The sequence below is a fragment of the Desulfopila inferna genome (assembly GCF_016919005.1).
In the GTDB taxonomy this organism is placed as follows: domain Bacteria; phylum Desulfobacterota; class Desulfobulbia; order Desulfobulbales; family Desulfocapsaceae; genus Desulfopila_A; species Desulfopila_A inferna.
On the sequence record NZ_JAFFQE010000001.1, the window covers coordinates 658,705 to 684,527 of the forward strand.

Here is a 25,823-nt window from a genome sequence, read left to right on the forward strand (position 1 = left end):
GGCGGTGAGTGCAGCGAACCCCAACAAAAAAGCTGCCCTGAAAGCATCATGAGCACATCGCTTTTCAAACCATTTGTTTTCTAACGGCAAAAACGTTGGGCTTCCTTCGTCAGCACCAACCTACAGGTTTGCCCTAAAATGATTTTGAAAAGGTAGGTTGGCGGTGAGCGCAGCGAACCCCAACGATGCCTAAGATCCGGCTTCTTACAGCGCCGTCATTTTTGAAACAGGCGCAAGCGCAGGGCATTGGTGACAACGGAAACCGAACTCAGGGCCATTGCGGCCCCGGCAAACATGGGATTGAGCGCAGGCCCTCCGAAGACATAAAGCAGCCCGGCAGCAACCGGAATCCCAAGTACATTATAGCCAAAAGCCCAGAACAGATTCTGCCGGATATTTTTCATCACTTCCCGTGAAAGCTGCAGTGCCATCAGCACACCATCGAGATTTCCTTTCATGAGCACCACATCGCCCGACTCTATGGCTATATCTATGCCGGTTCCCATGGCAATGCCGACATCGGCCTGAGCCAGTGCCGGGGCATCGTTAACACCGTCGCCGACCATGGCCACACAGAATCCCCTACTCTGAAAATCCCTGGTGGTTTCTGCCTTTTTATCAGGAAGGACTTCCGCAAAGACTGTGGCAATTCCGGCTTTTGCTGCGATGGCCTGGGCCGTTTTCTCGTTGTCTCCGGTCATCATCGCCACTTCTATCCCCTTCTTCTTCAAGGCGGCAATGGCATCGGGTACCTCGGGCTTGATGGTATCGGCTATGGCAAAAATGGCGCAGCAGGTCTCATTGATCGCCATAAAGAGGACGGTCTTGCCTTCATCGGAATATTCCGCCGCCTTTTCTTCAAATTCCTCAGTCGAAATTGAGAATTTTTCACAGAACTCTCTGTTGCCGACACGTATCCTTTCCCCGGCAAATTCAGCGGTTATCCCTTTTCCAGGATAAGGGGTGAACTCGTCCGGCTCGGTAACGGTTATCTTCTTATTTTTAGCATAGACGACAATCGCTTCGGCCAGGGGATGCTCGGAAGAGCGTTCGGCCGATGCGGCATACTGCAGGATTGTCTCGCTTGAAAAACGGGGACTGTATTCAAAGTTGACAAGCTCGGGCCTGCCGCTGGTGATTGTACCGGTTTTGTCAAATATTATGGAATTCACCTTCTCCATTTTTTCCAGGGTCTCGCCGTTCTTGACAAGGATACCAAGTTGCGCCGCCCTGCCCGTCCCCACCATGATCGAAATAGGAGTCGCAAGTCCCATGGCACAGGGACAGGCGATAACCATGACGGCTATAAAAAATCGAAGCGACTGGGAAAAGCCGGCATCCCCCAGGAAATACCACGAAACCCCGGTCAACAGCGAAATCACAATTACCACCGGAACAAAATAGTAGCTTACCTTGTCGGCGATACGGGCAATAGGTGCCTTCGACCCCTGGGCCTCTCTCACCATGCGGATAATGCCGGCCAGCAGGGTGTTGTCGCCGGTCTGCTCCGCCACCATTCTGATGGTGTTGCCGGTGTTCACCGTACCCCCGAACACTTTGTCATCCAGTGTCTTAAAAACCGGCATCGATTCCCCGGTCATCAACGACTGATCCACCGTTGTTTCACCTTTCACCACCTTGCCGTCCGTGGGGATGCTGCCTCCTGGCTTGACAAGCAGGATATCTCCGGCTTCTATCTCGCTGACCTGAACCACAACCTGTTCATCACCGTCGAGCAGAACCGCGGTTTTCGGCGTGAGATTCATCATCTGCCGGATGGCATCGGAGGTATGCAGCTTGGAGCGCGATTCCATATATTTGCCCAAGGAAACCAGGGCAATCAGCACACCAACCGTCTCGAAATAGAGATCCATAGCCCGGGCCATAGGATCTATTCCCATAGCTATTTCCACCACATTCCAGACCGAATAGATAAATGCCGCACCTGTACCCAAAGCGATCAGGCTGTCCATATTCGGGGATTTTCTCAACAGGGCAGGAATGCCGATCAGGTAGAAACTTCTTCCCAGCCACATGATGGGCAGGGTGAGCAGGAGCTGGGCAACTCCGTAGTTGAGCGGGGAAGAGTGCGGCGCTATAGCTTGGGGCAGGCTCAGGCCGACCATCTCTCCCATACTGAGAATAAGCAGAGGGATAACAAGGACGAATTCGAGAATCAGACCATGCCTCATCCGTTCGAGATTTTTCTTGTTTTCCCGCTCTTTCTCTTCATATTCCTGAACCCGGTCCCCCTTGTCCCGTACTGAAAAACCCAGGGAGGTGATAGCTTTCTTGATATCCCTGGGATTGCAAACCTCCTCGTCAAAGACAAAGCGGCCTTCTTCCGATACCAGATTGATATTTGCCAGAGTGACTCCCGGCATATCGCCGACTACTTTTTCTATGCGGGAGGAACAGGACGCACAATGCATGCCTCCGATTTCAAGCTGCAGCTCACCGGAGGTTTTCTCCGCCTTCCTGCTCAGTTCAAATCCCAGATTCTTGACTTTCTCCGCTATGTCCTCGTAATCAACCACGGAGCTGTCGTACTCAAGCTTCATGGTTTCCGCAGCCAGATTAACTGAAGCCTCGCCCACTCCTTCCATATCGCCGACAACCCGTTCGATTCGGCTCGAACAGGAGGCGCAATGCATTCCTTTAACATCAACCGAGAGGTGTTTGTCTGGTGTCATAATACTCCACACTGCCATGATTATACTTAATGGACTAGTAAAAACCTCCGACGTGCTCTCCACGTCATTCCAGACTTGATCCGGAATCCAGTTGCTTTAAATAATTATGGATTCCTGATCCGACATGCCGGACTTGATGCGGTACCGGAATGACGAATACCAAAAATATTTGAGGTTTTTACGAGTTTGTCATACTTGCTTTACTGCAGTACTGTTATTACTTGTATAATTACAATAATAAACCATATAACAGACAAGGATTTAAGACAATGCCGATCATAAAGATTAAGGGAATGAGCTGTCAGCACTGTGTCGCTTCAGTCAAAGATGCTCTGGAGAAGGTTCCGGGAACCAAAGATGTTGAAGTTGATCTGGAGAAAAACGAGGCCCGCTTCAACGGCAATCCACCTCCCGAAGCGGTAAAGGATGCTGTCTCGAAAATCGGGTTTGAAGTAGTACCGGATGAATGAGGAGGGAAAAAGCTGGCTTCTTTGTCCGTCATCAAGGAACACTGATCCAGGGCCGGAATGATGGCAAAAAGGACTCTCACAGCACCAACATGCACGGTAGAATGAATCCTGCTGAGTTTTGAAAATCAGCAGGTCTTGTCTAAATTTTTGCGACCCTGATTCTTCCGAGAAGACTCACCACGACTTCTGACCTGGAACCTGATTTGCTTTGCAATATTACTCTGCCGCCACTTACCCCCATTTTTCCACTAAAGCGTGTACGACCTCCGGGAAAAGTCGTACCGGCCATCTTCACCGTATCAGAAAAGACATGCGCAGTTAAAATTTTCTCATTTTGCTGTCGTATCCAATCTTCTCTGACGCCGCCTCCAGCCCCGTCATCAACAAAAATGAAATATCCTCCATTATTAACCGTGAAGACCACATAACTGTTCTTCTTTATGGCTTCAATTTTTGCTCTTTGCAGATTCCCATAAAGCATTCTGATTTCGTTTTTAAAAATTGCGGATTGTCGGATTTCACCGATAAAAGGATAGGAAACTGCAGAAAGGATTGCCACAAGTATGCAGCAGACATTTACTTCAATTAATGAAAATCCATTTTTATTCATTTTCGACCTCCCCGGTAATCTTTAAAGAAAGGAAAATTCGAACAACTATGGGGAGGTATACTTTTACAATCTCATATTTTTCTCACAATAATCCGCTGCAAGGGGCAATTTCACTCCTATTCAAAGTTCCCTCGCGGGAAATCATGATTTAAATCAGGCTTATATATTAATGATTTTTTTGGGATGCATGCTCCAACAAAAACAAACTTAGCCAGTTTCGTGCTGCCGGCCTTGATAAGAAGGCCGCAGCTTTATTTTTGCAAATCATACACTTTGATTTTGTTCAACAGAGAAGGATAGCTGATCTCAAGCAGGGTTGCAGCTTTCGATTTGTTTCCTCCGGTTTTCTCAAGAGCCATTTCTATCATTTCGGCTTCCAGCTGCTTCTGTGCATATTTTATGGAATAGCCATCGTATCGCAGCAATCCATCCTTTGCAGTGCATTTCGTATAATCTGTAATTGTCTGTGGTATATGGTTGAGAGCGATTGTATCCTCATCGGTTAAAACCATACCTCGCTGAATTACATTTTCCAGCTCCCGAATATTACCCGGCCAGTGGTGCCGCAGCAAAACACTCATGGCTTCCGGGGTAATATTGCGGACCGAGCAGTTAAGTTCACTGTTGTATTTTTCAATAAAAAATTTACATAGATCGGGTAGGTCGTCGATCCTTTCCCGTAACGGTGGCAGAGGGATAGACAGAACATTCAGCCGGTAATACAAATCTTCACGGAAAGTACCTTTCCCAACTTCATCATGCAAATTCTTGGCGGTGGCTGTAATTATGCGCACATCTGTTTTTGTAACGTATGAGGCACCAACCGGCCTTATTTCATTTTCCTGCAGAACCCTGAGAAGCTTTACCTGCATAGCCATCGGCAGCTCGCCTACTTCATCAAGAAACAAGGTGCTGCCATCAGCCTCCTCGAACAGACCTTTTTTATCTTTATCTGCTCCCGTAAAGGAACCCTTCAGATAGCCAAAAAGCTCGGTTTCCAGAAGGTCTCCTGGAATGCTGCCGCAATTAATCGCAAAAAAGCGTTTGGATGCTCGCGGAGACGCAGCATGGATTCCCCTGGCGATTAGTTCCTTGCCTGTTCCTGATTCACCGGTGACCAGAACAGTGGTTGTATAGGGCGCAACCTTTTCAGCTAGATCTATCGTAGATCTTATGGCCTTGCTTTGCCCTATTATGTTCAAAAAACCATCTGTCCGTTTACCCAGTTCTTTCTTCAAATAGATATTTTCTCTTTTCAGTTGTTCACGCTCTTCCGCTTTTTTTAAGGTTAATAGCACCTCATCTGTTTTAAAAGGTTTAGAAATGAAATCATATGCTCCAGCTTTCATGGCCTCAAGAGCCAGATCGATACTACCATAAGCTGACATCATTATGACGGTGGTATTATAAAGTAATTTACTGTTTTGATTTAGAAATGAGAGACCATCCATCTTAGGCATCCGGATGTCACAGAGTATGAAATCAAACTCACTCCTGCTGATGATCTCTGTTGCTTCCAGCCCATCCTCTGCCGCAGATATGGCATATTCATACCGAGACAGCATGGCCTTGAGCATATGCCGCATATTCTCTTCATCATCAACAATCAATAGTCTTTTCTTGTGCAAGGCTGTCCTCATTAATATGATAACTCGTTTTTTCTATTGCTTATCTCGCATATCAGAGAAAGGCTAAACGCTATGACTATTCCACCGGCAGCATAATGGTGACGCACGTGCCGGTAGAAACTTCGCTCTCCAAACGCATCGTACCACCACAATTTTCAACAATGGAACGCGATACAGACAATCCAAGCCCTGTTCCACAGCCGACTTCCTTTGTTGTAAAAAAAGGATCAAAAACCGATGATATTTCTGAGCATTTTACTCCTTTACCATTATCCCGGATTTTTATTTCGGCAAATTTATTCACCTCCTCTATTCTCAGGCTGCACGAGAGAATGATTTTGCCGCCTGTCTCATCCTGTTCGCCGATTGCATCAATAGAATTGAGGACACAGTTGAGCAGCACCTGGTGCAGATCGGCTTCACTGCAATATGCCTCCTCCGCGAAATCTTCACAATCAGTTTCGAAATGTATGTTCTTGACGATCTTCTGGTACTTCAGCATTTCCAAAAGTTCATAGATAACAGGAGGCACCGTGGTACGGGAATCCGTAGCGTTCTTTTTTTTAGCAAAATCAAGAAGCTGCCTGATCAGGCGTGTCATTCTTTCAAGCTCTTTGGTGGCTCGCCTGCTGTACTGTTGACGGTCCTTAGAATCTATATCATCCATGCCAAGTAATTCAAGATAGCCCTGGATTATTCCCAGAGGGTTGCCAATTTCATGAGCCAATCCCGCTGACAGCCTCCCTACCGCGACAAATTTTTCTGCTTCGACAAGCTTATCCTGATTGGCAAGAATCAATTTGTTGGCTTCTTCGAGAGAATTGACAGTTGCAGTTAATTTTTCTTTGTCTTTTTCAATCTGGGAAAGCATATTACTCAATGCTGTCGCCAACTGGCCAAATTCATTCTTTTGAGGAGAGGCAGCCATAAAATCAGAAGCGGCCATGCCAAAAGATTCCGACATAGCCACAAGATTCTCCAGTGGCTTGATTACCAGCCGCCTCATTCGGAAAAACCAGAGAGTGGTCAACACTATAGCGTTTACAAGGATATAAACGATTATTGCAGACTGTTTTTCGGATATATATTTGGATAATTCCGGGACATGGACAAGAGCGCCTACCGCTTCGTAAGATTCACAATCCATGGAAGGCACTGCAACATATATTTCCCTGACGCTCAATCCAAATACCGACCAAAAACTGCCGGTTGATGAAATTATTTCGCTCTGAGCCGCAGCAGATTGCCTCAATACCTTCTCCAGATTTCTCGAGAGCCCCTCTCTTTCGGCAAAAACTGCTCCATCAGACATTAACCCCAGAGAAACCTGAAAATTAGAAATCTTGTCTTTGTGATTTTCAAAAAAAGTAACTCTATTGTCTGACAGCTCATCGCATAAGATTAAATTATAGGCAGAAAGCAAAAGCTTTGCCCGGTTTATTGAAAGGTTTATTACATGCTGCTGCCAGAAAAAGGTGACAACAATGTGGGTAAGAACCATTCCAATAATAAGGAGTACAGCAAAGTTTACAGTTACAGCTATCTTGAATCCTTTGAAATACATGTGTCGATTGCGCTGAGGGATTGAACATTGATTTGTTCTTTACAGAAAACACTATTTCGAGATTTTTTCCAGACACTACACTAAATCAGTAATATACTCTGAAACCGGAAATCATAACCAAAAAAACTGATCACCAACGAAACTCAGCCAAGTTAGATGCTTTTGAGATTTACAAAAGCCGCTTTTCTCCATCATTCCGATCCCTGATCAAGTCAAGTCCGGCATGACGAAACTAGCAATTGCTTATAATCATAGATCATTTGGCTGCAAGGCAAGCGTTTCGGCTGAGTTTGATTAATAAAAAAGGCCGACATCTCCTTGCTTCGTACTGACAAGCAATGAGATGTCGGCCTATTCTTATAAGGTATTTACCACTATAGGGCTTTTTAAAGGCCACTTAGTGCGGCAAAGGTTCTGTCCACTTCTCTGTTGAACCTGAAAGTATTTTAGAGACCTGAAGCGCAATAATGTTTCGTTTGCCATTGCTTAAAGTTTGATAATCTATCATTGCCTTACATGGCACTCGAAGTTTATCGGGAGCTATATATTTTCCGTTTTGATTGATTAAAACAGAATCATCGATCAATTCAAACCGATCTGTACCACCAAGAAGATATTTAACGCTAAACGGTTCCTTCCCCGGAGTCGAATCCCTCTTGTCTCTTTGTCCGCCAGTCATTTCCACCTTATATTTCGAGGTTATGACGACTTCCTTGAATTCCTTGGTTAGCGAGTTTTCTGCTGAGCCTGATATCTCAACCATTAAGAACATTACCAGCAACACTGCAACAACCGGTAATGTGATACGATATTTCATATGTATACCCTCCTGGTCAAACATAGGTTAATTTTGCCAGTACCTTAAACCACTCCTGATATTAAAAGCCGGATCAATCTCAATGCCTCTAATCTCACCTGTACTTTTATTAATCAGAACCTCGGCCTTATTGTCTTCCTGTCTACCAACATGAATAGAAGGCGTGGAAGCCATCCCCAGACCAAGATCGATCCTGTCTTTCACCAGGATTTCATTTGATAAATCGTCGTATGTCGTTCCGTCTTCGAAAACTTCCCGTTGAAATGCCGTTCCAGTCTCAAAATAAACAGCATAAAGATAGCTATTTCCACCAAAGGAACAAATTGCATCGCTTGGTACATAGGTGGAAAAGAGCGAAAGTCCACCAAAATTTGTCGCTTTTTCGACGGATCGCTCTTTGGGATCGTATAATGTCCTTATCCAACCTTCCCTGGTTCTGGCTTGAGTAACGATCTCCGGAAAGGTCAGATAAGCGGTGGAGGTGGCGGCCATTATCCTTGCAACAGGATCGGTGACGAATCCGCATTGACACGAGCCGTCACCGTTAATATCACCATCAGCAGCGGCTCCCAGCATTCCGGTTTGCGCTGTAAAATCAACATTGTCACAACCGTTGGCAACCGTTTCATCACAGGCCCAGTAACCGGCATAGCATGATCCGCCGTCATCTGCGATATCCCCAGCCATGGGAGGCTCAACCCCGGTGCAATCACCAGTTGGTCTCTCGTAGGTACTCCAGGTAGGTGGCTGTATTTCTCCGCTTTCACATTCTGCGGTTTCAACTTCTTCACCGAAATTAACACCGGTACATCCCTCCGGAACCACTTCATACGCCTCCCAATAAAGAGATTTATAAGAGTCATTATCGGCAATCTCACCTTCCAGGACATCATCACAGGCACCGGAACCGCTAACTTTCTCAACGCATCCCCAATCCGGAACGGCGAACCCACTACACACGCAATCGCCGTTAACAGAGTCGACAATAGTGCCTATTTCGTCACCGGCTACACCATCACAGGCATTAGGATAGGTAGAAGGATCTTCAGGTTCACAAACAATTTCCGGCCAATCATACGACCCGATACAGGAACCATTACCGTAAATATCGCCAACAGCCCCTGTTGGAACCGAAGAACAATCTCCTGCAGGTGCCTCATAATAACCCCATGGGAAAAACACCTCAAAGTCATCCGAGCCGAAAAGATCCCCGGAAACAAGTGTTAGATTTTTAGTGAAATCTTGATAATAAGGTCTGTTGGTTGCATTAGTTCCGTAAATATAGCCGGTAACCTCTTCCTTATGCGCTTTATTAAAATACGGATCCTTAAGACCGATAAGGTAATTCGTGTCGGTTGTCGATTTATCAGCCTCACTAAGATAACGGCCGGTACCGAAATGGACCCATATATTTTTGAAGTAATCCGTGGTCAACGAAGGTTCCGCGGTGAGGGGGGTTTCGGACTCATAGAGTTTGCCCAATTCCCATGTCAAAGGATCAGTATTATATGAACATACACAACTGCCCTGGGTGCCGACCGTGCCATATGGGATGGCTTCACAACCGGACCCCTCACAGGACCAAGGTACGGCGACGCGGTACATGCTGCCTTTCCAGTCGGGATCGAGATTGTTGCTGTCATCATATGTCTGAGATAAATAAATAGAATCCACATTATAGTTCAAACGGTAATCCAGGCTGGCGACTCCTCCCATAAAAGATTTCTCTTCTGAAGTCTCAAACAGCCAGTCGGTGTTGAGGTCGTTATACAGCTCTCCAGTGGCGATATCCGCCACATAAATTTTGGCGTTTGAGGTACTGGATCCTTCATAGGAATCCGGTCCGGAACCAAAAACGACAAACCACTCACTACCAACTTTGGCGACATTGGGCCTCATCGTTGTGAGATTGAGTCCTTCATAGGTCTTCTCCCAGAGAAGCTTGGGATTTCTAGGATCGGTTATATCTATGGCAAAGTAGGAGGAGGAAAATGTTTCAGTGCCCACGGTGCCCTCGAAATTGTCAGTAACATCTATCGGTTTGCCTCCCATTCGCAGGCCTCCGATCAGGACCGTTCCCCAACCGCCTATGTGATTCGTCAAATCAGGTGTGAAAATCTTGACATCTACAACCTTTGGCTTCAAATCCACATAATAGACATGCGTATAATCCGTGCGTGGCAGCCATTTAAGATGAGGCAGCAGGGCTCGAGGTATATAGCCCCAGAGTTCATCACCGATTTCCTCAAATTCACTGGCGACGTCTGGTCGTGTAAACTCCCTGTTTCCCTCATTATACTGCCATGAGGCAAAGGCATGCAAAATACCATCATTTGCTCCTACATAAACGACGGACTCCCTTTTCTGATGATGACGATAGTAATTATCATATGATTCATCCCTGTAGATAAGTCCGTAATTATCCATCGGCTGCGCCACGGTCACAGGGGTTGAATGTACTATATCACCCAGTCGCCACACTCTCTCTATTCCGTCAACTTCCATAGCGCGGGACCTGATGAGAGTCTCACCGGAAAATCCGTCATTGAACCCTCTGACAAAACGAATAAGATTTTCGGTTCTATGGGTTTGGTCCGTCTCGGCGCTGTATTCACCAAGATAACTCCAGGCTTCCGGATCTTTGATTCCAAGAAATGGTTGTATGCTCGCTGCGTTAAGCGTGGAAAATTCGATCCCGCCATGATAGAGGCCATCGCCTTCACCATCAAGAGAGGTAAATAATTTTCGGCCGTTGGCGGGATCATCCGGGTCAGTCTTCAAGGCGAGCCGCTTCCCTGCTTCCCAAATCGGCGTAATCTGATCCATTGGGACAGAGGCTATGGCCCCATCGTCACATAAACACTGACCGCTGTTGAACAGACCGTTCGACTCGCCGTCAACATCTGCACAGGCTACATCATCGGAAACATTGCTATCAGTGGATTCACAGACAATATCAATTTCCGGATAGTTTATCTCTACGCAACTGCACTTATTGTCATTAAATAAACCTTCGGTATCATCAGGAGCAGCAAAACAGGCTTCCTCGTCAGTAAGGCTGCTGTCAGTTGATGTACAGACTACTTCGTCCACCGCATACTTTCGTACGATGGTATTCCCCTGTGCATCGACATTATATCTAATAATGAGATCTTCATTCGGATCCAAGGCATGATTCCCATTGGTATCTTCGCGCAAATTGCTCTGGTTGTCGATCCAGAGAGACTGAAGATAGCCGACCCATTTTACCGGACCTTTGGCGGTTTTGACTTCAGGACGGAAATAGGCCTGGGAGAGGTTTCCTTCACCCTCGCTGGAAGTTGCAAGAACAGATACGGCAGTACCGGAAGAGGCCCGCTTTAAAATATTATTTATGGCGTCGCCGAGAGCAGTTTCAAGTTTATATCCGTCCTGAGCCTCGAAAAAGGTATCAGGATCACCGTCACCGTTGAAATCCCACTCTATCCGGTCCTCGGGAGGATCACTATAGGTTCCATCCGGTCTGTTGTTGCCGTTGAGATCTTCAAAACCTCCGTTACGAGCCGCATCCCGGAGTAAATTCCTCGCATCCGGATTATTGCCGAAGGCATAAACCGTGTAGAGAATCAAATTCTGGTCACCGTCGAGATCGGCGCGAAGATCGTTGGTTCTGGCATAGAGCGCGATATCATCGAGATAGTCAGTGCCGCCGGTCGCGTAATCACAGTTGGTATTATCGTATTCATCACAAGCGGTATTATCGACACCATCCCCATCATAATCTTTTAAATCTCCGGGAATTTGTCCGTCCATGGTAGAAGCTCCATCCGTGAGCATAATAACAAAGCTTGGAGCACATTCGATAAATTCTTTTTCCTGATAATAGGGATCATTGGTGTTATTGACAGCTCCAATGCAGGAATTGGAGTAGCCAAGAGTTGAGTCGGCCTTTTCCTGCATAAAATACTGTTTTGTCACATAATAAGACTCTGCCAGCGGTGTCCAGGTATCGGCTCCGGTATTCTGCAAATCGGTGATTAAACTCGACAGATTTGTTCCGATGGGGCTTACAATTTGTCCGCCTTCCATATTATTCCCGGTACCGCTATAGAAAAATTCATTCCCCCAGTAGGCTTTGTCCCAGTATTTCTGCATAACGCCGGCAAGATTGCCGTCATCGGCAAAGTCTCGACCGTCATAATCCTGCAGTTTGTCAATGGCTAGCACGAAACGGTCTCTTCCACTGAATGGATCGTTATTGTTGTTTGTATCAACCGTTAAATATCCATCCTGGACTCCATACCATTTTATATTTGAACCATCGGAATAGGGCGTTACCGCAGACCCGGCCGAACTGTCGAATTCTCTTTTGAAATGCCTGTTTCCCTGGGCAGGAACCTCACCATATGCAGTTTGGTTGCCGCCGCCCTGCCGGGATGTAGCTTTTCCACCCATTATTACCTTCCGGGCAATATCTATCCTCCGCATAGAGGCCCAGTTCATCCAGTTTCCATCCCACAACTCCCTGGAGACAATGCCGGCGTCATCCAGGCACAAAGAATTCCAATCGGATTCGTCAGCGGGAGGATTACCCAGATCGGTTGGATAAATCACATTCCAGCAGGAGCTTGCATAGTTATAATCAACTTTTTTATAGGCATGGTAATATTTATTGCTGGAATGTGTATAAAACCATTCCGGATTAAAATAACCGTAATACTGCTCCTGCTTTTCGGTCTTGTATTCTATAAAAAGAACCGGTGCATCGCTGTTGCTTCCGTCAAAAGAATAGGCATCTCGTTTGGCGTGTGAATCGGTGTTATGATATTGGATTTTGAAGGCCATGGCGTTTCCCTTCTCCCAGCCTTCACGATTCACGATTTCTTGTACTATTGTAGAAATATCGGGGGATTTCTTCACCTCATTGACCGGCCCCCAGGTAATTGTTGTCGGTGAATCGGTATCATTCCATTCAACAGTGCTCGTGGTAGCAGGCCGACTGGTAATATTATAGTTTGAGTTTTCAAACACCGGTGCGCTGTCGGATGCCTCACCTATGATATCAAGTGAAATCGGTGCGTATTCATTGGCCGAAATACCTTCGGTACCGTTAGGAACTCTCTGCACGGTAAATTCCAGCCAGGCATCGATAATAACAGCATCTTTAGGAATATCCAAACCCTGGAAACGTATCCCGACTGTAGATGTGTCATAAGGGCTGAAACGTCCGAAATCCAGATCAGGACTGCCATTATTTATCGAGGTGCTGCCGTTGGCATGCTCTTCGGCGTCATCGGCACTGGTGGAAACTTTATAGGAGACCGTGTATGGATAAGGGACTCCCCGGTAAGGCTGATCGGTTACCTCTTGCCCCTCAGTGGCTGCAGAACCGTAGGCATTCTGGTTCATCGAACCTGAATTATCCAGCATGATCATAATGTTCGGCTTCACTGGATTAACCGTAAAAATAGGATATGCCGTATAGTCTGCCAATACCGGTTCCGCGGCAACTGCCCAGCCGGATAGAATTGCCAGGCCTAACGCCACTGTCATACACATTTTTATGATTGCTCTGACGTTCATCTTATAAGCCTCCAGGTCTACCGGGGATAAATTTGTAAAGTGCTGTAATCTGTGAAACTGCATTTCCTGGCGCTGTGCCTGTCGCTGATAATCTGTACAGGACGGCCACACCCTGGGAAGCTGTTGGCCCACCGTCATATCCGCTGGCGAACTCTATGCTCTCGCCGGGAAGCTGCTCCTGACCGCTTCGGAGAATGTCGGTATCAAGGTCACCTTCGCCCTGGGTGAAACTGATATTAGGATCGGGCTGAGCGGTATTAAATCCTATAACTTTTCTATAAAATTCTTTTTGGCTTCCTGGGGATTCAGGCGCAATCGTCATTGTGGATATATCAACGGTCGGTCCCACGTTAAGTACTTCCCGTATCACCTTAGGTGCCGTAAAAATGCCGCTGTCTGCTCTGTAGAACGCCGATTTTGCAACCTTGTCATTACCGGATATCATCAGTTCGATCTGAGTGGTGCTGACAGCCATGATCCCGACAATAGTCAGTACAATCATGATCATCATACATGCAATCATGACAAATCCGTCTTCCCGGCCTTTTCTGTGTAGTGATGCCATAATAGTGCGGTCCCAATTCTTACATTCGAGGTTTTATATAGTCCATTACGATATCCCGTGTATCTGCTCCACCATTGTACCGGACAATAATTCGGATGGATTTCAAATCGGGCATCCGCTGCCCCTCGGCGACATTCCAGAATATAGTGTACATGCCGTCGGGAGAAACCATGCTGCCGTCGGCGTTATTCCCGGTGTCGTTCAATCCAAAATCCAGGCCATTATCGGCTATACCGTCACCGTCGCCATCCTGTCCTGTTCCGTCGCCGTCACCATCCTCCAGCAGCAGATCATCAAAAGACAGGGTTATCAAATTTTCAATCCGGTCGGTAGTCCATCCTGTACCATAGGTAATTCTGGCGGCCTTGGCATTGCCGTCAATGGCGTTTATCTGCATGGCGTAAAGGCTGAATACCCCGATGGTCAGGATGAATATCGCGACCATCGATTCTATGAGGGTGAATCCCTTCTCATCTGCAACGATGTATTCTTTAAATTTCATAATCCCATATTCCTCAGCTGGACGGTGGCTATAAGTATTCGGCGGCGAAAATTATCGTTATTCCCCCATATTACACCTGAACCAAGATTATAATCCCCGTTATGGAAATTTGGATCATTCGAAGCTGGGAGAAAATTCGCTGATCCACGAAATTCAGGGTCAGGAAAACGGGTGCGGGCAAGCATCGAGATAACCACGGTGCGGATGGTATCCAGTTCTCCTGCCGAGGGATTCAAACTCGGTGTCAGGTCGTCCCCAAGAAGATAGAGAAACTCAACGGCCTCTATATTATCGGCGACTGGCTGTGCTGTAACTCCTCCCGAGGCCAGGCGCGTCAAAGATGCAATTCCTCCACCATCTACTATGCCGTCGTTATCGATATCATCAGCCAGCCCATAGATTATGGTTTCGCCATTATCAGCGACATCGCCATCGCCGGGGTCGGTGTTTGCACCATTATCATTGATATCCTGAGTAAAAACAAAACTGGAATTCGTTGCCGTGACAATACCGGCATCTGCCCCGAGCACTGGCTCAAAACCCGCCATACGGATTTCCCGCTGTAGGAAGTTAAAGCCGCTGCGCAAATTCTGCTGCATTTCCACGATCTGATCCTGGGCAGTCTGACTGCGCTGCTGCGTCCGGTGGGCTGTGTAGAGCGCTGCGACAATCAGGCCGGACAAAAGCAAAACGATCAGCATCTCCACCAGAGTAAAACCTGAGTTCCTGATATCGCCTTTCAAAGAGTGTGATAGTTTATTCATAAGATCATACCGTCTAATTAAGTACTATGTTGCCTGCGATGGAGAGAGTGATTGTACCCTGCCTGCCGGTATCGTTATTTACAGTAAGGCTGTTTGCAATGTCCGGTGCTACCACTACCGGTGGTACCGGGAATGTCGGTATTCCATTAGGCTGAAAACTGATAATTGTTCCGGTTGGTCCAAAGGTGTTGCCGCATAAGGCAACATCTTGAGGGAATCCTACATCTTTAATGATTGGTTCATCAGCGTGACGGATACCATCATTGGCGATTCCTGCACCGCTGCCATCATCGAGAAACAGTATATATGATCCACCTGGTGTCGGAACTCGGTTTCCCAGCGCAGGACAGACTATGTTATTTAACTCGATGCCAACATTGACATTTCTTTTCACCGCCTCCTGTTTCGCCATCTGCAGATCCAGGAAAAGATCCCGTGTTGCCTGCCTGAAATGTAAATTTGGCAGCCAGGCCAGAAATGAAGGTATAGCTATAGTCAGCATTATTGAGGCAACAAAAATTACAATCATAATCTCTACTAAAGTGAATCCTCTATTTCTGCCAAGTGTAATCATAATCTAATATCCTGGTGCTGTTGATTCGGTAGCGGCGATCCTATGAGTTCTATGTGTCGAAAGCAATAATCCAGCCAGCTGGACTTCGCTATATAATTGTTTTATTTTTATCTTGTATTAATAATACGTTAGCTGAAATATTTATTTTATTTGCCAATGGCCATCATCTTGAGTTGGAAGAATTGTAAAATGTTTTTCTATTTTTGCAGTCGAGGCTATAAATGTTTTTTATATTTTGTGAGCTATCAGCCTAATTTTCGAACTCTTTCCAGCCTCAGAGATATTCTCAAAACGAAGAATCCTTAAGCGATGCATCTTTATTGAATTTCTAAAATTAACCTATGAAAATAGCTGCTTACTACAATTTCAAAATCAGACCAACCACTTTTCTCGCCCTACCTGTTTAATTTTTTTGTGGGCCGCTTGAGATGAAGATCGGGGGGGGAGTATTCCATCACCAATGAATCTTTTATTTCCGGAATTCCATCAATAAACATAGGAACAAGCTGGTCCAGTGTCTCAGGTGCTGAACCATATCGTGTCATATATGCCTTCAATGCCTGCTGAACCTCCAGGGCTTGTTCAAAAATGGCTATTTCTTCTTCATAGCGGGCACGAACCATTTCATTCTCTTCTGCTGCATGCATTGTTTTTAAGGACATCAATCCAGCGGCAATTTCTCCACCCTGGGCCGACAATATAGCGGCAATACGACTAAACATTGGCGGGGCATCTGATAGCTCAGACGCATCGGAAAAGGCTCTAGCTGCTTTTAGGGGCTCATCCATCGCTAAGAAAAAATTGGTGCCGTAAAAAAAACGAAGGATTAGATTCTCCGGGTTGGCTGCAATACCGTTCTCGAAAATGCAAGCAGCTCTTGAAGCCGATTCCTCAGATATAATAGGGAGAAAGCTGTTGGTATAAAAATAGGGGTCGAGGAAACGTGGATAAAGCTCAGTAGTCACTTCGAGATTATTTGCCAGCGCTCGTTCGTAATTTTCGTGAGGAGTTCCTGGTTTGACCCCGCCGAGGAAAACACCTGTACGAATAAAAAGCATTTCGGCAGTTAGTTGTCTGGTATAACCGGCCACGATCCTATAATAATTAGCAGGCAAAGAGGGCTTAAGAACCACCTCCTGTTCTCCAGCATACTTTTCCTGCAGCGCGAAACATATCCCATATAAAACGAGAGCTACCAAAAGAATTGAGGTACGAATCATGTGAATCATCAATGCAGATCTCGGCGCGTATAGATAAAGCAGGACAACCAGAGAATAAGTATAATGTAAAATAATGAAAAGCCAAAAGAGAAAACTATCTGGTTGACGGGAGGAATAAGGTCGGTTGATACTGCCAGGGTTTTGAAGTCCAACCGGGAGAAATCTGGAAAAAGAGCGGTCAATCCTCCAAGGAGATAATCAGAGGCACCCGCTTCACTACCAGATTCCTGTTTGATTGAAGCACGTACTACGGGTAGCCCCGAGCAAATAAAATAATAGCAGAGAGTGAGGAGTAGCACAGCAAAACTTCCACGTACAGCGCTGGAAAATAACAGTATAACCGACAGAATGATAAGCTCAATGCAGTACAGCCCGGCTCCGGCAAGAAGAAAAAAAGAAAAAGACAGGCGGGGGAAATATACTGCCTGAACGGAGTCTTTAATGAGCCCCAGTAGCAGCCACCCCAATCCGCATAAAATGAGATTCAACAGCAGTAGGAGAGCTGCCAGCCCGGAAAAAAGCGCCAGAGCATATTCCGTGCGGGAAATTGGACGGGCGAGATAGGTATGCAAAGCCCCACGTTCGGTATCCCAGGCCATCACCTGCACGGCATGGAAAAGCAGAAAAACAAAACCGGTCAGATAGATAATTGAGAACAGAAAGTCATTGGAGGCCCTACCTATTTCCCTGGGGATAAAATCAAAAAAAAGCAATCCTCCGGTGATTCCTGCCAGAGCGAAAAGAATAAGACCAATAAGGGCGTGACGGCGAAGGCCGTCAATAACAATTAATCTAGCCAGCGCTATAATACGGCGACTGGACCATAATATTTTTTTAAGCACTTTTCTTTTCTTCGCTCCTGACTCTGCTCACGAAGGCATCGGCGAAAGAGCTTTCGTCTTCTTGATTCGTCAGTTCGTCCGGTGTGCCGTAAAAAACTTTCCGGCCTTTATGCAACAAAAGTACCTTATCTACCAACCGGTCTACATCTTCAAGGATATGGGAACAGAAAAGAATGGTTTTGCCATCATCTTTTAAACTGTAGATTAGGTCGATAATTTTTTGCCTGCCCATTGGATCAAGTCCGCTCATGGGTTCATCAAGAATTAACAATTCCGGATCGTTTATCAAGGCTACCGCAAAGTTGGCACGTTGTTGCATCCCTTTGGAATAGGTACCTAAACGATTGCAACGAACTTTCCAAAGCTCCAGCATGTTCAGGAGATGATATGACCGTTCATTAAATTGCGCCGTTGACATACCACAGGTTGCCGCAGTGTAACGAAGTAAATTAAGGATGCTAAGATTAGAAGGAAAGTTAGCTATTTCAGGAAGGTATCCCAATCTTGCACGTAAGTGCGAACTACTTGGTTGAGAGTCAAAAAGAAGAATCTTTCCCTGATTAGGGCGAATAAAATCAAGCAAAAGCTTGATTGTGGTCGATTTCCCAGCACCATTAGCCCCGATCAAACCGACTGTCTCACCTTTGTATAACCGAAGAGAAAGATTTTGTAAAGCCGGTTGACTTGTGATTCTGATTTCTTTCGGATATGTTTTTGAGACATCTTTAACATCAATTATCAATCGCTTCATCAACGGGTCGGAACAGAAATAGTAAACCGCCGGCTTCAATTAAGAGACAGAGAAACCGACGGCTGTTTTTAAAATTATTTACCTAAGAATAAAGTCCCCCACACCATTGAGGTCATCACCAGCCGTAAGGGTAGCCCCTGCTGGAATATCAGCAGTTTCGTCTAGTGGATCACCTTGCACTCTTGTGGTAACATCCTGATATACTCCTGGATTTTCGGCATCTATTGCATAAATAGTATCACCTTGGAGGTGCTTAGCTGCTGCAACAAAAGTTGTATAAGCTCCTACATTAGCGATGGTACCATCTGAAACATGAGCAGCAACATCAACGCCATTACCTACACCGATTCCAGTAGACCTTACATTAGCACTAGCGTCCGTGGTTGCAATTACATATACAACAGCAGCATCACCGCCGGATAAAAGAGTACCGTCACCTGCAACACCAGTAGCAGCATCAGCAGCATTGTCTTCAGTTATGCCGTATCGCTGCCAGTCTGCAAAAAGGGCCGATTCAGTTGTTGACAGGTTTCTTACATCACTCTGCGCAGAAGCATTAAACCCTCGAATACGATACGCGGCAAACTGTGGAATAGCAATAGCCGCCAAGATACCGATAATCGCGACAACGATCATCAATTCGACCAGAGTAAAACCTTTTTCATCTTTTCTCATCTGTAATTTGTGCAACATACTTTATCCTCCTTTAGGATTTCGGCAGAGTATCGACCTGACTCTTTCTCCAGCGCTTCGATTCTGCTTAGATGGTTTTTTCCGGGGAAGCCTTCCCTGGAAATTGGTAAAGCTACTTACTTGAATCACTTATACAAATATTATGCCATTAGATTTATTCTGATATGCTTTCATATTTTTATACAATTTATTCAATAGTTGAGAAGCCAGCTGAAACCTTTGGTCAATTTTCCAATTACGAAAACCGCACTGGTGTGGTGACATTTTTTGTCAGTCACTTCTTTTTCTTTGACCAAAAACGTTAACCACCGAAATGAGCCTCTTACTCTCGTTGGCAATTCTTATTAAATATAGAGATCATTTACTACCACCGATATCTACTTGATGTCAATAGATATATTGATACATCAACGGGGTCTTGCATTGGCAGTGTCAATTATTTTTCGCACATTTGACTTTGAGGTAGTCGTTTAATTCATTTTTTCTTTCAATTTCTGGTCGAGCGCAGCATTGGGGCAAATGGGTATATGGGGGTATATGGGGTCAGGTCTTGAAATATCATTTATGATATGTAAACATCCTTACATGGCCCGACCTTTACGAATAGAATATCCAGGAGCCGTGTATCATATCACCTCTCGTGGAAATGCCAGGCAAAACATTTTCCTCTGTGACACTGACCGTTTGACATTTCTCAAGGTGCTATCAAATACCATTGAGAAATACAATTGGCTCTGTCATGGCTTTTGTCTGCTCGACAATCACTACCATCTTGTCATCGAGACTCTTGATCCCAATTTGTCTCTGGGAATGCGACAGCTAAACGGCGTCTACACTCAGACCTTCAACCGGGCCAAGCAAAGAGTCGGTCATGTTTTTCAGGGACGATATAAAGCCATTCTCGTGGAAAAGGAGAGTCATCTTCTCGAGGTTTGTCGATATGTGGTTCTCAATCCTGTCCGGGCTGGAATGGTTTCCAAACCTGCCGAATGGGAATGGAGCAGTTACACAAGCACTGCCTTTACCGGCACTGCACCGAAATACTTATGTATCGATTGGGTGCTGAGACAGTTTTCCGAAGACAAAACCGCTGCCAGGCAACAATATCGCCAATTTGTTGCGGAAGGTTTACAGGATAAACAGGAACACTTCTGGAAAAAGCTTGTTGGTCAGATTATTCTGGGAAGCGAGAAATTTGTGGCGATGTTGGAAGAGCATATAGAAGACAAGCAAGAGATCGGAGAAATCCCACGCTCCCAGCGCTTTCCTGGGCGCCCATCACTTGATCGGATCTTCGCGGGCATTGCCAATGCTTCAAGACAACGACGCAAACTGCTCATTGCCGAAACTCATATCAAATACGGCTATACATTGAAAGAGATTGCCGACTTTCTTGGAATTCATTATACCACGGTGAGTAAGATAGTTGCCGCTCTAAGAAAATTGTGACATTTCAATTCTGAGCAGCTGCCTTTGGTTGTGGTCAACGTTTTCAGCTATAGTGGTTAGAGATATCCATCAGGGGCTTTACCGAAATTAAAGATATATGGCCAAACATTCACCCAGTATCAGCTCGGAAACTCAAAGAAGCTTGCAGGTTCCTTGCAGCACCGATTCAACCCTCTTCTGCTTGCATCTTCTCCAAAACAGCTATCAACATAGGTCGCAAAGACGGGATATCCTCCTTGACTGTGCGCCACACAACTTCCAAACTTACCCCAGCATAGTCGTGAATCAATTTGTCACGCATTCCGGCGAGACTTTTCCAAGGAATATCAGCAAAACGCCGTCGAAGATCAACTGGAATCTTTCTGGCAGCCTCGCCGATGATTTCAAGACAGCGAATAACAGCAAAGGAGGTTTTATCATCCTCAGTGAACCTGGGAAGATCCAAGCCGTTGGTAAATTCTTCGGCCTTGTCCATAGCCTCAAGAATATCCCTTAAATAATCCTGAACGAAACGTGGCTCTTTCATATGGACAAAACCTCATCCAGTATGCGCTTGCCTATGGAAGGTTTAAGCGCCTCCTTTTGCACCAGGTCTACTGAAACTCCGAGAAGGTGTGAAAGATCCCTCTCCAGGTCAAGAAATCTTAACATTCCAGGTACTTTTGAAAACTCAACCAGAACATCAAGATCGCTTCCCTTGCGCTGTTCGCCTCGGACATAAGAGCCAAACAGCCCCAGTGAGACCACAGCATACTCCCGGCGCAAACGCGGCAGTTCCAAGCGAAGCCGATCGGCTGCCGTCTGCGCATTTATTTTTTCTCTTCTTGCGCTTCCCATAATCCCTCTATTCATAGGTAACTGTCCAACAGTATCTGATAATGGGTAAAATGTCTTTCATTAATGAAGCTTACGTCATTTTAAAGCAAACTTGAATGAAATTGCAAGATATAAAGGCTCATGCGCTCACGGGGGGCTCGGGGACAGTCATGGGTGACACCATTTATACTGATTTTTTCAAACATTAAGTTTGGATGCCGAAATATGCCTGTCAATGCATTTTTTTAAATCAGGCGGCAAGTCGAACTTGCCATAATTTTCTTCCCACTCTGAAATAGTTGCATCCACTGTTTCACGCACGATTTTCAATACTACATACCGAGGAAGCTGGAACTTCCCTGCCATTTTTTCGAAATGGTACATCGAAATATCTTTCATTTCCTTTGTGTTATAAAGTTTAAGGGCAAGCTTGTCGTTGGGGATATACGGAACTGTCGAGACCAGGTCGTAAGCTGGTGACAGGCTTGCGGTTCGCCCGTCTGGATAAATGAAAGACCAATTCTTTAAATGCATGTCTCCATTACCTATCAAGATACTAAATACCAGCCGTCGGATAAATTCTTCCAACCCGGCTTCTCCCGCGAGAAGCCAAACCATATTGGCGATGTTACCATAACTGACACCTTGATATTTTTTTTCGGGATAAACGTTGTAAACCTGAGCAAAATCTTCAATATGAATACGCTTTCCACCAGATGCTCTATCGAAACGTTTAACTGCAAGCGCGAAACGTCCACCGAGCATACCCATTTCAGGAAGCCCATCGATCTCTTGCAATTGCACAAGACGAATCTCGGGAATCGAAATACCAATACCGGCGGCAAGCTGCATCATGGCAAACCCATTTTCCAGAACATGCAGATAATTTTGAGCCGGCAGTTTGATAATCCAATCTCCTCCGACCCCTCCTGCAGGGATTGTAAGTCTACCATGTCGCTCTGCAATCGCGGAGAATTTCAACTGAACGCCAGCCAGTGAGAATCGATAAGGATGCTTCGCAACTTCATTTCCTTCTTCAATCTCTACCATAGAAGGCTTATGTTTCACCGTTCCCAACGGAGCTACAGATACTGCACCGGGTAAATCTTCACCAAGGAGTTCAATTAACTTGAATTCCTCGGTAGATTTTACTTTTGCCAGTCTCGCCAGATACTCCCGCAAATGACCTTCAGGCAGCAGATTCGAAAAAAATGCCGGCAGCTTCGCCAAAGTCGCTTTGCTGTCCGGTATCAGCTCTCCTGATGGACGAAAGAAGGATTGACTGAGAACACATCTTTCTGGATCATTGAGGTATGCTTCATCAAAGGAAAAAAATATCTTCCGGCTTGGCAACATGGTCAGCATACCGATCGTAGTCTCATGCAGGCGAACTTCCAACATCCTGTTCATGAGGTATCCTCTTCGTCTAACCGCCACCGCCTCTCATCCTCTTCCTGCCCGTACAGCAAAGCATGAAGTTGAGGCAAAAGCTGCCTGGGAACAAGAACCAGTTCCTGATCCAACACCCGAGCCATTTCAAGCACAGTGGTTAATCGTGGATCCGTCACCCCTCTCTCAATCTTAGACAAATGACTTTGCGGAAGGCCGAGCTTTTTTCCCATCTCTTCCTGCTTGAGCCCCATCGCCATACGGTATGATTTTAGTTGATCGATTATCGTTTGCATAGATATATGCTAAAACATATTTATAATATTTGAAATATGTTTTAGCATATATGATACTAAAAAAGCACGAGAGGTCCCGGTCAGGTATGTGCCTGGGCCACCCATTAAAATCCCCTCGTCAAGATACAATAACTCCATCGCAGGAAAATACTGTTTTCCTGCAAGGTAAAAGGTCTGTAAATAGAAAAGGCTATACCAGTTGAAAGTGGATTCAACTGCAATATCCGGATGCAGTATCTTTGAAAAGGTTCTAGTTCAGCCCTTACATCCCGGCTGGTTGGCCAATCAGGTCTTGAAATATCGTTTTACTATGTTAAACATGCAAAACATGGTTCGCCTCTTGCGAATAGAATATCCAGGAGCTGCAACCTCTGCGGCAGATGACGTCTGTACAAAATGTAACCAACATGGTTGCAGCATGAGAGCATAGAGGTGCACATACAGAATTGAATAACGAAAAAAATCTGTGACGTAACCGTGCAGGCTAATTGGCGTGTTTGTAAAACCCCCCAACGTGCTCTCTGCGTCATGCCGGTACCGGATCAAGTCCGGAATGACGGATACCGAAAATATTTGAGGTTTTTACGAGCTTGTCAAGATTATCATCAGTTGAGAATATGGGAAATAGTAATTGAGCAAGAATACGTCTGGATCTGCTGCCGTTACTTTACCTGTTAAACTGAGTATCCGAGAGGTCGATGTGAAGAAATATTTATCAAAATTATCGTTGTTGATTTTCCCGTTGCTGGTGTTCATCGGACTGGTCTCCGGCCCTGCTCAGGGAGCTGGAAACGCGGATTTTGTGCAGTGGATTGCCGCATTATATCCGGAGGCCCAAAAAGAGGGCATCAGCAAAACTACCTGGGATACCGCCTTTTCCGATGTGACCGAGATCGATGCCCGTGTTCTTGAAAGAGCCAACTATCAGCCGGAGTTTACCACAGAGATCTGGGATTACCTGGATGCCCGGGTTAATCCTCTGTCCGTTGAAAAAGGAAAAAAGATGGGCAGATATTATTCCGGGACGCTCGCTGATGTTGAAAATAAATTCGGGGTTCAACAGTCGATCCTTCTCGCCATCTGGTCAATGGAATCGAATTATGGCGCCATCTTCGAAAAACCGGAGCGCTTGCATTATGTTCCAAGAGCCTTGGCAACACTCGCCTACGGAGATCCCAAGAGGCAAAAATTTGCTCGTAACCAGCTTTTTGCCGCGCTTAAAATTCTTCAAGCCGGAGATATAAAAAAGGAACAGCTGACCGGCTCCTGGGCTGGAGCAATGGGACATACACAATTTATTCCCACCAGCTATCTTGCTTATGGTGTTGATATGGATGGCAACGGCCGTCGGGATATCTGGAATTCTATCCCCGATGCTCTGGCCACTGCTGCAAATTTGCTGCATGAAAATGGTTGGAGAACAGGGAAGACCTGGGGATACGAAGTAATTATTCCCTCGACAGGGGAAAAGTATAATGAGCAGACGAAAACCCTGACGGAATGGGAACAGCTCGGATTCAAACGGCCGGGCGGCAGGGCCTATCCCTGGCCGCATGATAATGCTGTCCTTAAACTCATGGCCGGACCTGATGGCCCTGCCTTTCTGATGATGAGAAACTTTTATGTCCTGAAAAACTACAATAATTCTGATTCATATGCTCTTGCCGTTGGACTTCTGGCCGACAAGATAGCGGGATGGGGAGGTCTGGACCAGTTATGGCCAAGGCCGGCAGGGTCCCTGAGCGTAGGAGAAAAAATTGAAATTCAGAAACGGCTGAAGCAGCGTGGCCATTATTCCGGAGAAATCGATGGCTATCTTGGGAGTGGAACGAAAGCGGCTATAAGAAATTTTCAAGTCCAGGCCGGAATGGACGAAGATGGTGTTCCCTCGCAGCAGCTTCTTAGGGCTTTGCGTGAATAAGAGGAAGAACATTATGTATTCCTCAAGGTGCTTTCAGATAAACCTTTTACTTTCTGATTAAGGTCAGCAAATAAATAGTTCCTTGTTCCGAGACAAATCCAAAATCTGCCCATAGACATGAGTTAACTACTTTAATATTATACATTTAGTAGATCAACCGACATCTCACAAACTTTACTTTCTGGAGATAAGTAATTGTGGATTCCGGATCGGGATCCGGAATGACGGTGGTTGGTGGTTGTTTGGCAGGTAGCTTATGGATGATGGTGGTTTTGCCAAGGGTGGTTGTTGGGCTTCGCTTTGCTCAGCGCCAACCTACGATTTCTGAATTTTATTGTGGTAATACTTTTGATTCATTGGTTGTTTCGTTGATGAGGGGTGGGGAAATTTAGTCGGTTCTGAATTGGCTGGGTGGTATGGGCAATTGTATGGGATCAACTCTTTATTGTTGACATAAATTCTTAAATCATGCCCTGCAGTTGAAAAAGATTTTTGCGTAGTACCGTGCTGAGGTCCGAATAGATCTTCGCTTGGCCGTACTGCTTTTCATGCACCGCCAGCACATTTTCGTACATTTTTTCAACTATTTGATTAGTTGTTCCTATTATTTCAAAAACCTTTTCAGGACGAAGTTTCATATGTTTGCTGAAATCGGTCAGCCAACCTGTATTGACTAGATCATGCCTGTGGTTGTGGA

22 protein-coding genes are annotated in these 25,823 nt (G+C 45.7%); 3 read left to right on the forward strand and 19 right to left on the reverse strand.

Annotated features, from left to right (window positions below; all coding sequences use genetic code 11):
• Nucleotides 1-215: 215 nt before the first annotated feature.
• The gene (locus JWG88_RS02840; RefSeq protein ID WP_205232173.1) at nt 216-2,693 is read right to left on the reverse strand and encodes a heavy metal translocating P-type ATPase; all 2,478 of its coding nucleotides are present in this window, start codon (nt 2,691-2,693) and stop codon (nt 216-218) included.
• A 269-nt stretch (nt 2,694-2,962) separates the two neighbouring features.
• On the opposite strand from JWG88_RS02840, the gene JWG88_RS02845 reads away from it, so the two are divergent.
• A complete protein-coding gene (locus JWG88_RS02845) occupies nt 2,963-3,163 on the forward strand; it encodes a heavy-metal-associated domain-containing protein (RefSeq protein ID WP_205232175.1) in 201 nt (66 codons plus the stop codon).
• Between the two features lie 139 nt (nt 3,164-3,302).
• Here the strand turns inward: JWG88_RS02845 and JWG88_RS02850 are convergent, their stop codons facing one another.
• From JWG88_RS02850 to JWG88_RS22305, 13 genes are all read right to left on the reverse strand, one after another.
• On the reverse strand, nt 3,303-3,773 hold the full coding sequence (locus JWG88_RS02850) for a pilus assembly FimT family protein (RefSeq protein ID WP_205232426.1): 471 nt from the start codon (nt 3,771-3,773) through the stop codon (nt 3,303-3,305).
• Nucleotides 3,774-4,024: 251 nt separating this feature from the next.
• Nucleotides 4,025-5,401 carry a sigma-54-dependent transcriptional regulator gene (locus JWG88_RS02855; RefSeq protein ID WP_240194229.1) on the reverse strand — a complete coding sequence of 459 codons (1,377 nt, stop codon included), beginning with the start codon at nt 5,399-5,401 and terminating at the stop codon, nt 4,025-4,027.
• A 76-nt stretch (nt 5,402-5,477) separates the two neighbouring features.
• Complete coding sequence (locus JWG88_RS02860; RefSeq protein WP_205232178.1) at nt 5,478-6,713, reverse strand: sensor histidine kinase; 1,236 nt, start codon at nt 6,711-6,713, stop codon at nt 5,478-5,480.
• Between the two features lie 649 nt (nt 6,714-7,362).
• Nucleotides 7,363-7,782 (reverse strand): hypothetical protein, encoded by a 420-nt coding sequence (locus JWG88_RS02865; RefSeq protein WP_205232180.1) that lies wholly within the window; start codon nt 7,780-7,782, stop codon nt 7,363-7,365.
• Between the two features lie 27 nt (nt 7,783-7,809).
• A complete protein-coding gene (locus JWG88_RS02870; protein WP_205232182.1) occupies nt 7,810-13,344 on the reverse strand; it encodes a pilus assembly protein in 5,535 nt (1,844 codons plus the stop codon).
• A gap of 1 nt (nt 13,345) precedes the next feature.
• Nucleotides 13,346-13,909, reverse strand: a complete 564-nt coding sequence (locus JWG88_RS02875; protein ID WP_205232183.1) for a pilus assembly PilX family protein — start codon at nt 13,907-13,909, stop codon at nt 13,346-13,348.
• A 19-nt stretch (nt 13,910-13,928) separates the two neighbouring features.
• Nucleotides 13,929-14,411, reverse strand: a complete 483-nt coding sequence (locus JWG88_RS02880) for a type IV pilus modification PilV family protein (RefSeq protein WP_205232185.1) — start codon at nt 14,409-14,411, stop codon at nt 13,929-13,931.
• A complete protein-coding gene (locus tag JWG88_RS02885; protein ID WP_205232187.1) occupies nt 14,408-15,175 on the reverse strand; it encodes a prepilin-type N-terminal cleavage/methylation domain-containing protein in 768 nt (255 codons plus the stop codon). The genes JWG88_RS02880 and JWG88_RS02885 overlap by 4 nt, the downstream gene beginning before the upstream one ends.
• Nucleotides 15,176-15,188: 13 nt before the next feature.
• A complete protein-coding gene (locus tag JWG88_RS02890) occupies nt 15,189-15,749 on the reverse strand; it encodes a GspH/FimT family pseudopilin (RefSeq protein ID WP_306793038.1) in 561 nt (186 codons plus the stop codon).
• A gap of 395 nt (nt 15,750-16,144) precedes the next feature.
• Complete coding sequence (locus tag JWG88_RS02895; RefSeq protein ID WP_205232190.1) at nt 16,145-16,969, reverse strand: hypothetical protein; 825 nt, start codon at nt 16,967-16,969, stop codon at nt 16,145-16,147.
• An 8-nt stretch (nt 16,970-16,977) separates the two neighbouring features.
• A complete protein-coding gene (locus tag JWG88_RS02900) occupies nt 16,978-17,811 on the reverse strand; it encodes a hypothetical protein (protein WP_205232191.1) in 834 nt (277 codons plus the stop codon).
• Nucleotides 17,804-18,562, reverse strand: coding sequence for an ABC transporter ATP-binding protein (locus JWG88_RS02905; RefSeq protein WP_205232193.1), 759 nt, complete (start codon nt 18,560-18,562; stop codon nt 17,804-17,806). Before JWG88_RS02905 ends, JWG88_RS02900 begins: the two co-directional genes overlap by 8 nt.
• Before the next feature lie 78 nt (nt 18,563-18,640).
• Complete coding sequence (locus JWG88_RS22305) at nt 18,641-19,255, reverse strand: type IV pilin protein (RefSeq protein WP_371927024.1); 615 nt, start codon at nt 19,253-19,255, stop codon at nt 18,641-18,643.
• A 585-nt stretch (nt 19,256-19,840) separates the two neighbouring features.
• Between JWG88_RS22305 and JWG88_RS02915 the strand changes: the two genes are divergently transcribed.
• The gene (locus tag JWG88_RS02915) at nt 19,841-20,704 is read left to right on the forward strand and encodes an REP-associated tyrosine transposase (RefSeq protein ID WP_205232194.1); all 864 of its coding nucleotides are present in this window, start codon (nt 19,841-19,843) and stop codon (nt 20,702-20,704) included.
• 166 nt (nt 20,705-20,870) lie between these two features.
• Here JWG88_RS02915 and JWG88_RS02920 read toward each other — a convergent pair whose 3' ends face one another.
• The 4 genes from JWG88_RS02920 to JWG88_RS02935 all read right to left on the reverse strand — a co-directional run bounded on the left by JWG88_RS02920 (nt 20,871) and on the right by JWG88_RS02935 (nt 23,205).
• Nucleotides 20,871-21,230, reverse strand: coding sequence for a HepT-like ribonuclease domain-containing protein (locus JWG88_RS02920; RefSeq protein ID WP_240194230.1), 360 nt, complete (start codon nt 21,228-21,230; stop codon nt 20,871-20,873).
• Nucleotides 21,227-21,541: a nucleotidyltransferase family protein gene (locus JWG88_RS02925; protein WP_205232195.1), complete on the reverse strand. Its 315-nt coding sequence runs from the start codon at nt 21,539-21,541 to the stop codon at nt 21,227-21,229. The genes JWG88_RS02920 and JWG88_RS02925 overlap by 4 nt, the downstream gene beginning before the upstream one ends.
• 177 nt (nt 21,542-21,718) lie before the next feature.
• Nucleotides 21,719-22,930, reverse strand: a complete 1,212-nt coding sequence (locus JWG88_RS02930; RefSeq protein WP_205232196.1) for a type II toxin-antitoxin system HipA family toxin — start codon at nt 22,928-22,930, stop codon at nt 21,719-21,721.
• Nucleotides 22,927-23,205, reverse strand: a complete 279-nt coding sequence (locus JWG88_RS02935; RefSeq protein WP_205232197.1) for a helix-turn-helix domain-containing protein — start codon at nt 23,203-23,205, stop codon at nt 22,927-22,929. The genes JWG88_RS02930 and JWG88_RS02935 overlap by 4 nt, the downstream gene beginning before the upstream one ends.
• Nucleotides 23,206-23,905: 700 nt before the next feature.
• Between JWG88_RS02935 and JWG88_RS02940 the strand changes: the two genes are divergently transcribed.
• Nucleotides 23,906-25,126, forward strand: a complete 1,221-nt coding sequence (locus JWG88_RS02940) for a lytic murein transglycosylase (RefSeq protein ID WP_337833097.1) — start codon at nt 23,906-23,908, stop codon at nt 25,124-25,126.
• Nucleotides 25,127-25,587: 461 nt separating this feature from the next.
• Here JWG88_RS02940 and JWG88_RS02945 read toward each other — a convergent pair whose 3' ends face one another.
• Nucleotides 25,588-25,764: a hypothetical protein gene (locus tag JWG88_RS02945; RefSeq protein ID WP_205232198.1), complete on the reverse strand. Its 177-nt coding sequence runs from the start codon at nt 25,762-25,764 to the stop codon at nt 25,588-25,590.
• Nucleotides 25,765-25,823: the final 59 nt, after the last annotated feature.